The organism is Gordonia polyisoprenivorans NBRC 16320 = JCM 10675 (assembly GCF_000241325.1).
Classification (GTDB): Bacteria; Actinomycetota; Actinomycetes; order Mycobacteriales; family Mycobacteriaceae; genus Gordonia; species Gordonia polyisoprenivorans.
This window is the reverse complement of record NZ_BAEI01000074.1, coordinates 1-13,240: the sequence shown is the minus strand read 5'-3', so window position 1 is coordinate 13,240 and position 13,240 is coordinate 1. Positions and strand designations below refer to the sequence as shown.

Genomic DNA, 13,240 nt, shown 5'->3' with positions numbered 1-13,240 from the left:
TCTCATGCTGCCCGGTCGTCGGCGGATACCTCTCGCCGGCCCGTCCACCCGCGCGGAGAGGGCGCAACGTCGGCGACGGGTGCCGACGCAAGGGCGGGCGATGAGCTCGCGGTGGTCGGGCATGCCGGCCCCGCAGCGTCCGCTCGTGTCATGGTGAGCCGGGCGAGGACGGGAGCGCCGAGAATGACGGGCAACCGGTGCAGCTTGTCGATCCCGAGCGCGAGCCGGACCTCGGCCCACGCCCAGCACGTCCCGAACACGCCGATCGCGAAGGCGGTCATGAGCAGGGGTGACCACGGTCGATCGACGACGAGGATCGGTACCGCGACGAGTGCCAGCGCCTGGATCACATACGAGTCGAGGCTGCGGGTCCCCGACATCAGCAGTGGCCGCAACCATTCTCGTGACCACAACGACAAGAAGATCCGGCACAGCCCGTAGACCGCCGGCACGAGCACCCAGGCGCCGACGGCTCGTGCCGGTCCGAACTCGAGTTTGTCGCCCAGGAAGGACTCGGCCGTGTGCCACGGACCGGCGGTCACCAGATAATGCGTGCAGACCGCGATACCCGCTGCCACCAACACCACAGCCGGGAGGTGTCGCTCGATCCGCCCGGCGAGATCCCAACGACGCCACTGCCATCCGACGATGAGAGCAGGAACGAACATGATCTGCCAGCCCGCCCAGTTCTGGATGCGGGCGCCCGACGGTTGTGCAACCAGATAGAACCAGTCGGGTGCGGCGAATTGCGAAACCGCGTACAGCGCCACGGACGCGGCGAGGACCGGCCGCCACCACCCGCGCACCAGAAGCGGAAAGACGGCGAACGCCGAGCCCATCAACACCATGTAGAGCAACAAGATGTTGCCGCCGCTGGGCAGATAGCTCATCGTCACCGCCATCACCAGGCCCTGACCCCACCCGTCGACCGGACGGAGCCAGGTCAGGTGCCCGAACCCGGCCATCCCGGCCGCGACCGCAGTAAGCGACAGCGTGAGCTGGCAGACGTAAAGTGCGGCAAGCCGTTTGGCCAGGCGCGTATAGGTGAATCGCAGACCGCGGGTCTCGATCCACCGATGGTGCACCAACCCCAGGACGAACCCCGAGAGCAGGACGAACACGCTCATCCCGTCGACGTACGGGAACACGTGGGTGGGCATGGCGATTTTCGCGCCGTCGGCGAAATGGGCGGTGATCATGCTCCAGATCGCCAGGCCGCGTGTCACGTCGATCGCGAGGTCCCGGTTCATCGGTCCCGACAGTAGGACCGGTTCGCCTCCTCCCCGAGTGCGACGCGCGATCGAGTCCCAATCGTCACATTTGCCACATTGGGAACTTTGGTCACAGGTCGGTCATCGGTGCGACGCAACGACGAGGGGCCTCCCGGGCATCGCCCGGGAGACCCCTCGTCGGAGCTCGGTGCTCAGGTGTACAGGTCGGCGATCGCCTGCTTGTAGGTGTCGCTGATGACGTTGCGCTTGAGTTTCATCGTCGGAGTGAGTTCTCCCGATTCGATGGTGAAGTCGGTGTCGAGAATCTCGAACTTCTTGATCGCCTCGGCCTTGGACACCTTCGAGTTGGCCTCGTCGACGGCCTCGGCGATCTCGGCGCGCAATTCGGCGTTTCTGGCCAGGTCGGCCAGCCAGGTGTCGGCCGGCAGATTGTGACGCTCGAGCCAGCCCGGAGTCGCCTCGGGGTCGATCGTGATGAGCGCGCCGATGAATGGCTTGTTGTCGCCGACCACGAGGCACTGGCTCACCATCGGGTGCGCACGGATGGCGTCCTCGAGCTGCGCCGGCGACACGTTCTTACCGCCTGCGGTGACGATCAGTTCCTTCTTCCGGCCGGTGATGTAGAGATAGCCGTCCTCGAGGCGGCCGATGTCGCCGGTGTGGAACCAGTCATCGTGGATCGCCTCGGCGGTGGCCTCCGGGTTGTGCCAATAGCCGGTGAACACCACCGGTCCCTTCAGCAGCACCTCGCCATCCTCGGCGATGGCCACCGACACCCCCGGGACTGGGCGACCCACCGATCCCACACGCTGGTGGTCCTCGTTGTTCGCGGTGACCGCCGCGGTCGTCTCGGACAGGCCGTATCCCTCGTAGACGGGGATGCCGACACCCCGGAAGAAGTGGCCGAGGCGCGCTCCGAGCGGGGCGCCGCCGGAGATGGCCCCCTCGCAATTGCCGCCGAGTGCGGCGCGCAGCTTGTTGTAGACCAGCGCATCGAAGATCTTGTGCTTGATCGTCAACACCAGTCCGGCCGAGCCTTTTTCGGTGGCCTTGCTGTACTCGATGGCGGTGTCGGCGGCCTTGTCGAAGATCGAGCCCTTGCCGCCGTCGTAGGCCTTCTGCTTGGCGGAGTTGTAGACCTTCTCGAACACGCGCGGTACCGAGAGCACGTAGTTCGGCTTGAAGACCGCGAGATCGTCGATGAGGTTCGGGATGTCGTTGGTGTGGCCGAGGATCACGCCGTTCTCGACGCAGCCGACCGCGACGACACGGGCGAAGACGTGGGCCAGCGGGAGGAAGAGCAGGGTCGACTTGCCCTCGGCGAGGCCGGCGCCGACCGCATCCCGCGTCGCCGCGCACTCGGCGAGGAAGTTGGCGTGGGTCAGCACGACGCCCTTCGGCCGGCCGGTGGTGCCCGAGGTGTAGATGAGGGTCGCCGCGTCGGAGGACAGTTGATTGGCGTGCCGCTCGTCGAGTTGCTCGTCGCCGATCTGCTCGCCGCGCTTGGTCAGTTCGTTCACCGCGCCGCGCTCGATCACCAGGGTCTCGCGCAGCGGATCGCCGGCCTCGACGACCTCGGCATGCTTGGTGAACTGCGCCTCGGACTCCACGATCAGAAGGGACGTTCCCGAGTTCTCGACGATGTACTTGACCTGATCGGTCGCCGAGGTCTCGTAGATGGCGACGGTCACCGCCCCAGCGCGCCAGATCGCGTAATCGAGAACCGTCCACTCGTAGCGGGTGGAGGACAGGATCGCGACCCGGTCGCCGGGCGCGACCCCCGAAGCGATCAGGCCCTTGGCGACGGCGTCGACCTCGTCGGCGAAGTGCTTGGCGGTCACGGTGATCCACGTGCCGCTACTGCGCCGCTTGAACAACGGCATCGTCGGGCGCTCGGCGCGATACCGCAGGATCGCGTCGACGGTGGTCGCCTTGTCGTCGACGGAGAGATCGGACGGTGTCGTGTACTCCTGCATGCTGCTCCTGATGAAGAACCCGACATAGCGGACAACCCGCTGGTCGGCGCGGCGATTTTATGTGCGACCGAGGGTACCAGGATTCATGAGAGGCCCGTCACACCAGGCGGTGGTGGTGGGTGACGTCGGCGGTCGCGTGCTCGAAGCCTCTTCCACGTTGGTCTGTGGACAGATGCGCCTCGAGATGCGGTCTCTTCGGTCCTCGCGCATTACAGTTGTCTCGATGAACGGGATACGCAGACCATGACCGAGACCCCAGCCGCCGACCGCCCCGACGCCGACGCGATCACCTTCGACGACCTCGACATCGACGACCGTGTGCGCAGTGCGATCGCCGAGGTCGGATACGAGACACCCTCGCCGATCCAGGCTGCGACGATTCCGCCGTTGATGGCGGGCCGCGATGTCGTCGGCCTGGCCCAGACCGGTACCGGTAAGACCGCGGCCTTCGCGATCCCGATCCTGTCCCGCATCGACCCGGCGGTTCGTCGTCCGCAGGCGCTGATCCTCGCGCCCACGAGAGAACTCGCCCTGCAGGTGTCCGAGGCCTTCAGCCGGTACTCGGCGCACATGCCCGAGGTGCGGGTGCTGCCCATCTACGGTGGGCAGAGTTACGGCGTGCAGTTGGCCGGGCTGCGGCGCGGTGCGCAGGTCATCGTCGGAACCCCGGGCCGTGTCATCGATCACCTCGACAAGGGCACCCTCGACATCTCCGAACTCGAATACCTCGTCCTCGACGAGGCCGACGAGATGTTGACGATGGGTTTCGCCGAGGACGTCGAGCGCATCCTGGCCGAGACGCCCGACTCCAAGCAGGTGGCGCTGTTCTCCGCGACCATGCCCAGCGCGATTCGCCGACTGGCGCAGAAGTACCTGCACGATCCGCAGGAGATCACGGTCAAGTCCAAGACCGCGACCGCCCAGAACATCACGCAGCGCTATCTGCAGGTGTCGCATCAGCGCAAGCTCGACGCGTTGACCCGGTTCCTCGAGGTCGAAACCTTCGACGCGATGATCGTGTTCGTGCGCACCAAGCAGGCGACCGAAGAACTCGCCGAGCGGCTTCGGGCGCGCGGATTCTCGGCGGTCGCCATCAACGGCGACATGGTGCAGGCCCAGCGAGAGCGGACCATCAACCAGCTCAAGGACGGTGGGATCGACATCCTCGTCGCCACCGACGTCGCCGCTCGCGGTCTCGACGTCGACCGCATCTCGCATGTGGTCAACTACGACATCCCGCATGACACCGAGTCCTATGTGCACCGCATCGGGCGGACCGGCCGGGCCGGCCGGTCGGGTAACGCGCTGCTGTTCGTCTCGCCGCGGGAACGCCACCTGCTCCGGGCCATCGAACGCGCCACCCGCCAGCCGCTGACCGAGATCGGGCTGCCGTCGGTGGAGGACGTCAACGCCCAGCGTGTGGCCCGCTTCGCTGACTCGATCACCGAGAACCTGACCTCCGATCACCTCGACATGTTCCGCAAGCTCGTCGAGGACTACGCACGCGACAAGGACGTCGCCATGGCCGACATCGCCGCGGCGCTGGCCCTCGAGACGCGCGACGGTGGCTTCCTGATGGCTCCAGACCCGCCCGAGAGCGAGCGGCCGGCCCGCCGTGAACGGGAACCGCGCAAGGGGGGCGGCTCGTATGCCACCTATCGCATCGCGGTGGGCCGCAAACACAAGGTGTCACCCGGCGCGATCGTCGGTGCGATCGCCAACGAGGGCGGCCTCACCCGGGGTGATTTCGGCAACATCAGCATCCGCGACGACTTCTCCCTCGTCGAATTGCCGGACAACCTCGACCGCGACACCCTCGACCGGCTCCGCGACACCAGAATCGGCAAGCACCCGATCGATCTGCGTCGCGACCAGGGCCCACCCCGCGCCCGGGGCGGCAACAAACGCGCTGGTCAAGGTCAGCGCGGTCGAGACGGTCACCACTCGCGCGGTGACAGCTGGGGCAAACGCGGCTCGCGTCATGTCGCCGGTCGCGGGCGTAGCTGAGGCGACTCCCCAGGGCGGTCGGGACACCCGATGCGTAGGTGACACTGTTGGGCGTTTCGAGATTGTTCCGTAACCTTGGTGGCGGATCGAACGATGATCCATGTGGACACCGTCCGACCCGACCGTCAGATTTACGCGAGCATTTTCAGGAGTAGTCACCAGTGTCAGTGGTGGATTCGATCTCAGCAGCCGAAGCCTTGTCCCACACCCGCGAGGGCGACGCCGTCGTCGTCGACGCCCGCCCCCAAGTGGTCCGCCACCAGGGTTCCTTGCCCGGTGCGGTCGTCGTGGACCCGACCGACGTCCGGTCGCGATTGGCCCCGACGCCGTCGGGAACGTTCCCGGTCATCGGGCATCGCGACACGGAGATCAACGTCGTATCCGTGTCGTCGCAGGCACCGCGCATCGCCGAGCAGATCGCCGACCTCGGCTACACGAATGTGCACTACGTCGACGGTGGTTTCCCGGCACTTCGGCGTACCACCCCGTGATCGTGTGGCCTGCCACCGGCGCGTCGACTTGATAGCGTGATGGGTCAGCCCGACCGTGGGCCGGTGCCGTCCGGCCAGGTCGGGGGATCTGCGCAGGAGGAAGCCGGGCTGATGGCCGAGCAGGAGACTCTCGACGACCGTCGTGACCAGGTCGTGCGTCTGCTCGAATTCCTCTCCGACCTCCTGGCCACCCGCGCCGGTCGTCGGCGCCATGTCGACGCCCATCGCGCCCGGCTCGACGTCGGTCCGGGTACCGCGGTCACGGTGCGTTCGGGTGCCGCGGCCGGCCAGGTCGTCGTGGAGCTCGACCCCGGCTACGTCGGCTACGACGAGCTCGACGCGATGATCACCGAGCTGTACGACCATCCGGAATCCCGCGAACTCGTGGTGGCCGGTGGCCTGGTGGTGGTGACCTCGGTGATCGGGGCCGGCTCTCCGGACGACGGCGCATCCGAACTGGTACGGGAGTACCTGCTGACCCAAGAGGTTGTCGCGCAGCGCGATCCGGACACGGGCGCGTTGCGGATCTCGCTCGGCGCAGGGTCTGCGCCGAGTGTCCAGGACGCCCGACTGCTCGCGGGGATCGAGGGAATCGACCTCTCCCGGACGGTCAAGCTCCACTCCCGTTTCGAGGCTCTGCCCAGTGTGGTGAGTCCCAAGGCCACCGATCTGCTCGACGAGTGGATTCCGCGTGTCGACACCGACCCCGACCAGGTCACCGTGGTGGTCGATCCGTCGGCTACGGCGTTGGTCCTTCGCGAGCGGTCGACCACTGCTCTGGCGGCGTTCTACGACACCGTCGCCGACCGGCTGCGTGAGTCCACCGAGGACGTGCCGATCGGGTTGGCGCAGTTGGTGGCGCCGATCGAGGTCGACGAGCGCGTCGAGGCGCTCGCGGCCTCGGGAGCCCTGCCCGCCGGCGAACTCGTCACCGACGCGCTCTATCCGTTGCCGTCCAATGTCGAACAGCGTGATGTGCTGTCGCGTCTGGGCGCCGACAGCGGTGTCGTGGTCGAAGGGCCGCCGGGCACCGGGAAGACCCAGACCATCGCCAATGTGGTTGCCGCCCTTCTGTCCAAGGGCCAGCGGGTGCTGGTGACCAGCGAGAAGGCCGGCGCGCTCGCGGTGCTGCGGGACATCCTGCCGCCGGAGTTGCGCGCGCTGACCGTCTCCACCGCCGACCTGTCCCGCGATCGCTTCGAGTCGGTGGTCTCCGGTGTCGAGGAGATCGCCGAACGCAAGGCGACCTACGTCGACAGCGTCGGCAGCGCCGAGATCGACGATCTCTCTGCGCGTCGGCAGCAAGCGGTCGAGCGGCGCGAACGCGCGCTGCGGGGGCTGTGGGAACTGCGCCGCTCCGAAACCGAGGTGCACGAATGGGTGGCCGGTGACTTCTCCGGGACGGCCGCGGCGATCGTCCGGCAGACCAACGCCGACGCTGACCGGTTGGACTGGCTCCCGGGCCCGATCGACGGGGCATTCGCGCCACTCGATGCGAGCGAGTTCCGGCGTCTCCTCGAATTACTGAGGGCCACGAGAGGACAGACGCCGCGACTGTCCCAGCGTTTCGTCGATCTCGATGATCACCTTCCGGATCCCGCGACCATGGACCAGATCTGTGCGCGGATCGCGCGGCGGCCGGCCGAGCCTATGGTCGGCAGCGGATCGCTGATGTCGATCCTCGGCGATGTCGCCAGCCCGCGATTGCTCCATATCAAGGAGATCTGCGATCACCTCGGCGTCGCCGCCCACGAGGTCGGTACCTTTCCGCCGACCATGATCGACATGGCCGATCGGCTTCTCGCCGGACAGGCCGCGCACCTGTGGTCTCGGGTCACCGCCCTCTCGCCGGTGATCGCCGACGCCGCGCGCCGCGATCGCGAGCTCGGCGCGCACAGTGTCGTCGTGGACGGTGCGCGGCCGGGGGACGGTGAGCTGTTCGCCGCGGCAGCGGCCCACCTGCGCGACGGCGGACGCTGGCGCGGCCGTTTGCGCCGATCCGAGGAGCAGCGTGCGGTCGAGGAATCCGGTGTGGTCGTCACCGTCGACGGCCGGCCGGCCACCGACGAGCGGTCGTTGCAGGCGGTGGCCGATCATCTGGCCGTCTTCGACGCCGTGCATCAGGCGCAGCGCGTCCTCGGCGACCTGCACGTCCCCATCGACACCTCGGGTTCGCGGTCGTCGCAGCTGAACCGCCTGGTCCTCCTCGACGGGCAACTCGGCTGGATCTCGGCCCTGGTCACCGCGCGCGACGACCTCGTTCGTGAACTCGAGGTGATCAGTCCGGGCGGCCCGCGACCGCGCAGCGTCACCGAAGCCGCGCGCGTGGCCCGCGAGGCCGGCGCGATCGCCGCGGCCAACGATGCCCTGCTCGCCGAGGAAGAGCTCGCCGAGCACGCCTACAGTCTGGCTGCGCAACTGGAGAAGGGGCCCTCACCGGAGGGCGATGCCCTGGTCTCCGCACTGGCCAACGCCGATGCCGAGGCCATCCGCGCCGCCCGGCGCGCGGCAACGGTCGCCCGGACGGAATGGGAGGACCAGACCGCCCTGGACCTCCTGATGCTGCGGTTACGCAGCAAGGCACCGGATTTCGCGGATCTGTTGGCGTCCACGGCCGACGACCCGCGATGGGACGCGAGACTGCGCGATGTCTCCGACGCATGGGCGTGGCGACGTGCACGGACGTGGGCCGCCGAACGCAGCGATCCCAAGGGGGAGCAGCGGTGGTCGGCTGCCCTCGACGAGGCCGAGGCCGACATCGCGCAGTTGACCACACAACTCGCCGCGGCCCGCGCGTGGCGGGCGTGCCTGTCGCGCGTGACCGTGGCCCAGGTCCAGGCGTTGCAGTCCTATCGCGACCACATGATCAACCTCGGCAAGGGGTCGGGTAAGCATGCTTCGAGGTTCCGCGCTGCAGCCCGGGAGGCGATGGAGCAGGCATCAGCCGCGGTGCCGGCATGGGTGATGCCGATGTCGCAGGTGGTGGACATGATTGCGCCCGAACAGAATTCGTTCGACGTGGTGATCGTCGACGAAGCCAGTCAGTCCGACATCACCAGCGTGTTCCTGCTCTGGCTCGCTCCGCGGGTGATTGTGGTCGGCGACGACCGGCAGTGCGCCCCGACGGGGCTGGCGGGCACCACCCTCGACGACGCCTTCGCCGCACTCGACGCCCGGTTGCCCGACCTGCCGCACTATCTTCGTGACGGTCTCACGCCGAGATCGAGTCTGTTCTCGTTGCTGCGCAGCCGATTCGGCCACGTCATCCGACTACGGGAGCATTTCCGCTCGATGCCCGAGATCATCGGCTACTCGTCGGCGCAGTTCTACGCCGACGCCCCGCTGATCCCGGTCCGTCAGCACGGCGCGGACCGACTCGATCCGCTACGGACCGTGCGGGTATCGGGAATTGCTCAGGGGCAAGGTAATTCGATCGTCAACACCAGCGAGGTCGACGAGTTGGTGTCGACACTGGTCGAGTGCCTGGCCGACACTGCCTACGACGGACTCGATTTCGGTGTCATCGCCTTGCAGGGCACCAAGCAGATCGACCTCCTGACCCGTGCGTTGCGCGAGGCGGTCGACGACGAGACGTGGCGTGCCCGGCGGATTCGGGTGGGGTCACCGCCTGACTTCCAGGGTGATGAGCGGCGGGTGATCTTCTTGTCGATGGTGGTTTCCGACCCCTCGTCGATCGCCGCCCTGACGCGCGCCGAGTCGCAGCGCCGCATCAATGTCGCTGCGTCTCGCGCGATGGATCAGATGTGGCTGTTCCACTCCATCGATCTCGCCGACCTGGGGGAGGTTGACCTGCGGCGGTCGCTGCTGGGCTATATGCAGGCCAATGCCGGACCGGTCATCGACGCCATGCCGGTCGACGTCCCCGATGACCGCAGGGTCGAACCGTTCGAGAGTCTCTTCGAGCAGAAGATTTTCAATTGCCTTGCCGCGCACGGTTATCACGTCACGCCCAAGGTTTCGGTCAACAACATGTGCATCGATCTGGTGGTCACCGGCGCCGACGGCCGTTTGGCGGTCGAATGCGACGGTGATGAATTCACCACGACCGGTGCGCAAGCCCGTTCCGACATGGAGCGTGAGCGCGAACTGCGGCGATGTGGTTGGGAGTTCTGGCGGGTGCGGGAGTCGGAGTTCGAACTCGACGCCGACGCCGCGCTGGCGCCGCTATGGGAGGCTCTCGATCGCCGTGGTGTGAAGCCCGGATCGGTGGCCGGCCCGCATGTCGGTATCGCGGGAACCGCTGTCTCGGAAGGCTCGTCGGCGGAACTCGCCGCGGTGTGGGAGCCGGTGGATCTCAGCGCAGGCGAGTAGGCGGCACCTCCAGCGCCTGCACCAGTGCGGGTAGCGCCACCGCCGCGCCGACCGGAATACGTTGCTGCACAGACGGTGTCAGCGCCGAGGGCTCGGGATTGATCTCGATGACCGGAATCCCGGCGGCCGCGGCGCGTTCGGGTAGCGACGCTGCCGGGTACACGATCCCGCTCGTGCCGATCACGAGGACGACGTCGGTCGCGCGGAAGGCTGCATCGGCGCGTTGCCACTCCTGCGCGGGCAGCGGTTCACCGAACCACACCACGCCCGGACGCACCAGCTCGCCACAGACCGGGCACCGCGGAGGCTCTACCCTCGGCAGCTCGCCGGTGACCTCCGGGTCGGCGACGTCGATGGGGTCGGTCTCGGTGAACCGATGCCCACAACGGGAGCAACGCGGCGCGAACAGGCTGCCGTGCAGATGACTGGTCACCGGCGTGCCCCCACGTTCGTGCAGGTCGTCGACGTTCTGGGTCACCACCATCACCGCGCGCGGATCGTCTCCCGCCGCGCGCCCGGCATGCCGGAGCTCGGCGAGTGCGCGGTGCCCGGCGTTCGGCTCGCGGCGTCGGACCTGTCCGGCACGCCACTGATACCAACCCCACACCAGCGCCGGATCGTCACGCCAAGCCTGCGGCGTGGCCAGAGTTGTCGGATCGAAGTTCTCCCACAGACCGGTGCGGACGTCTCGGAAGGTGGGGATGCCGCTCTCGGCGCTCATTCCCGCGCCGCTGAAGACCGTGACCCACTCGGCCGCGCGAACGATCTCGGTGACCTCGGGCGGGATCAGTGGCTCGCCCCGGTGCTCGTCGGTCATCGCACCTCACGATTCCCTGGTGCCGTCGAGGGCCGCACGCAGCAGCATCGCTGTGGAGTCCGGATCGGGATCGCGACGAACGATCATTCCGCGGACGAAGCGCAGGCGATCACCGTCGTGTCGTGGCACGACGTGCAGATGGGTGTGGAAGACGGTCTGAAAGGCCGCCCGACCGTCGTTGATCGCGAGGTTGACGCCGTCGGCGGCCAGCGGCGAGCGCTTCATGGCCGCGGCCACGGACTGGCCCGCGCGCAGCATGCGCGCGCCGAGTTCGGGTGCGAGGTCGGCCAGCCCGGTCGAATGTGTCCGGGGCACCAACAGCGTGTGGCCGCGGGTGACCGGCCGGATGTCGAGAAAGCCCAGGACATCGGGGTCGGAGTAGACGACGCGGGCTGGGGCCGCGCCCGACACGATGTCGCAGAAGACACAGTCGGTCATGGTCGATCACCCTACGTCGTCGGCGTGCTCACCCGACATCGGCGGGTGTGGTGCGGGACACGCCGCCAAAGGTGTTCCAGTTCACATAACGATTGAATAACGAACGCGGGCTGACCTGCGGAGCGCTCGTTCGGTCCGCGAAAAGCTGGCGTGAACTGGCGCAACCCTGGCGGTCCCCAAACCGGGTTGAGTGCACGTGTGTGTTACCCGCGGGATTACCGACGGGTATACCGCGGGGTCAGTTCCGAACATGAGGAATCCCTCACTTTCGTGTGTCATGATGAGTGCCACGAACACGTCGGCGATATCTCACTGCCGAGAACGCCACACCAAAGACGGTGTCACACAGGCGTGTTCAGAAACATCGCGACCACTCTACCGGCCCGGCCCACGTCGGGCACCGGTGGCGATGACGCGTGCCCGTCAGCGGGTGCGGTCACGGGTCGTACGACAACCGGACACAACCACAGGAGTTCATGTGACCGTCGATCACCATCGCACCGGAGCAGACCGGACCACCACCGGCCGCCCCACCCAGGCGCTCATCGATCGCCTCCTCGCCGGCGAGCCCTACGCGGTCAGCTTCGGCGGTCAGGGAGCAGCCTGGCTGCCGACCCTGGCAGAGCTGGTGATCGACGCCGACCTCGAGCATCGGGTGGCCGGCGTCGTCGACGCGGCCGAACGCCTCGTCGAGCCGGTCGCCGAGCAGATCACGATCGCCCGGCCGGACGGATTTCACCCGATGGCGTGGGCCCACGCCCTCGACGCCGGCGAGCCCGCACCGTCGGACGCCGACCTCGCCGACTTCACGCTGTCCGGCCCCGGCGTGCTGCTCACCCAACTCGCCGCGATCGAGTCGCTGCGTAAGCAGGGCCTCGACACCGCTCAGGCCGCGCCGCGGGCCGTCATCGGACATTCCCAGGGCTCGCTGGCCACCGGCGCCATCGGGGCCGAAGGCCACGTGGCCGAGTCGGGTCAGGGTCTGCTGCTGGCGATTGCTCATCTCATCGGTGCCGCGGGCACGATCGTCGCGCGTCGTCGCGGGCTGGCCACGACCAGTGAGGGCTCGCCGATGCTCGCGGTTACCGGCGTCCGGCCCGAGCGCATCGAATCGCTTCTCGCGCAGTACCGTTCCGAGCTCGCCGCCGCCGAGCAGGACAACGCCCCGGTAATCGCGATCCGCAACAGCCGCACCGCGGTCGTGCTGTCCGGCGCGCCGCGCCACCTGCGTGCCTTCACCGCACTATGCGAGAAGGTCGCCGCGGCAGAGGCCGATGAGCGCAAGCGCAAGGTCACCGGCGGCGCACCGTTCGCCCCCTCCTTCGACCACCTGTCGGTCAGTGTCGCCTTCCACCATCCGGCCATGGCCGGTGCGGTCGAACTCGTCGGACAGTGGGCCGAGCAGTGTGGGATCGACGTCGATCTCGCCGTGCGGCACGCTCACGACATCCTCGTCGCCACCGTCGACTGGGTGGGCACCGTCGAGGAGACCCTCGGCACCGGAGTCGGGTGGATTCTCGACTTCGGTCCCGGTGACCTGGCCACCCGGCTCTCGGCCCCGCTCGTTCGCGGCCAGGGTGTCGGTCTGGTCGCCGCCGCATCGCGCGGTGGACAACGAAACCTGTTCAGCCCCGGCGGTATCCCCGAGGTTGCCCGCCCGTGGAGCGAGTTCGCGCCGACCCTCGCCGAACTCCCCGACGGTCGCAAGGTCGTCGAGACCGCGTTCACCAAGCTCACCGGGCGTTCGCCGATGCTGCTCGCCGGCATGACCCCGACCACCGTGGATCCGGCCATCGTCGCCGCCGCTGCCAACGCCGGACACTGGGCCGAGCTCGCCGGTGGTGGGCAGGTGACCGAGCAGATCCTCGCCGACAACGTCGCGACCCTGACCGACCTGCTCGAGCCGGGACGGCAGGCGCAGTTCAATGCGCTGTTCCTCGACCCGTA

General features: G+C 67.9%; 7 protein-coding genes and 1 pseudogene. 4 read left to right on the top strand and 4 right to left on the bottom strand.

Annotation, left to right across the window (positions count from 1 at the left end):
• Positions 1–2 precede the first annotated feature (2 nt).
• Both opgC and GOPIP_RS19695 read right to left on the bottom strand, forming a co-directional pair.
• Complete coding sequence (opgC, locus tag GOPIP_RS19700) at positions 3–1,250, bottom strand: OpgC domain-containing protein (protein WP_006371534.1); 1,248 nt, start codon at positions 1,248–1,250, stop codon at positions 3–5.
• Between the two features lie 173 nt (positions 1,251–1,423).
• Positions 1,424–3,208, bottom strand: a complete 1,785-nt coding sequence (locus GOPIP_RS19695) for an AMP-dependent synthetase/ligase (RefSeq protein WP_006371533.1) — start codon at positions 3,206–3,208, stop codon at positions 1,424–1,426.
• 243 nt (positions 3,209–3,451) lie between these two features.
• On the opposite strand from GOPIP_RS19695, the gene GOPIP_RS19690 reads away from it, so the two are divergent.
• The 3 genes from GOPIP_RS19690 (at position 3,452) to GOPIP_RS19680 (ending at position 10,038) form a co-directional block, all read left to right on the top strand.
• Positions 3,452–5,215: a DEAD/DEAH box helicase gene (locus GOPIP_RS19690; RefSeq protein WP_006371532.1), complete on the top strand. Its 1,764-nt coding sequence runs from the start codon at positions 3,452–3,454 to the stop codon at positions 5,213–5,215.
• A 161-nt stretch (positions 5,216–5,376) separates the two neighbouring features.
• Positions 5,377–5,706, top strand: coding sequence for a rhodanese-like domain-containing protein (locus GOPIP_RS19685; RefSeq protein WP_006371531.1), 330 nt, complete (start codon positions 5,377–5,379; stop codon positions 5,704–5,706).
• 39 nt (positions 5,707–5,745) lie between these two features.
• Positions 5,746–10,038, top strand: coding sequence for a PDDEXK-like endonuclease domain-containing protein (locus GOPIP_RS19680; RefSeq protein ID WP_006371530.1), 4,293 nt, complete (start codon positions 5,746–5,748; stop codon positions 10,036–10,038).
• Here the strand turns inward: GOPIP_RS19680 and GOPIP_RS19675 are convergent.
• Together GOPIP_RS19675 and GOPIP_RS19670 are read right to left on the bottom strand one after the other, a co-directional pair.
• Positions 10,022–10,855: an SIR2 family NAD-dependent protein deacylase gene (locus GOPIP_RS19675; protein WP_006371529.1), complete on the bottom strand. Its 834-nt coding sequence runs from the start codon at positions 10,853–10,855 to the stop codon at positions 10,022–10,024. The two genes, GOPIP_RS19680 and GOPIP_RS19675, sit on opposite strands and share 17 nt — an antisense overlap.
• Before the next feature lie 6 nt (positions 10,856–10,861).
• The gene (locus tag GOPIP_RS19670) at positions 10,862–11,293 is read right to left on the bottom strand and encodes an HIT family protein (RefSeq protein WP_006371528.1); all 432 of its coding nucleotides are present in this window, start codon (positions 11,291–11,293) and stop codon (positions 10,862–10,864) included.
• A 478-nt stretch (positions 11,294–11,771) separates the two neighbouring features.
• On the opposite strand from GOPIP_RS19670, the pseudogene GOPIP_RS19665 reads away from it, so the two are divergent.
• A pseudogene (locus tag GOPIP_RS19665) lies at positions 11,772–13,240 on the top strand (3-oxoacyl-ACP synthase); the annotation flags it as partial.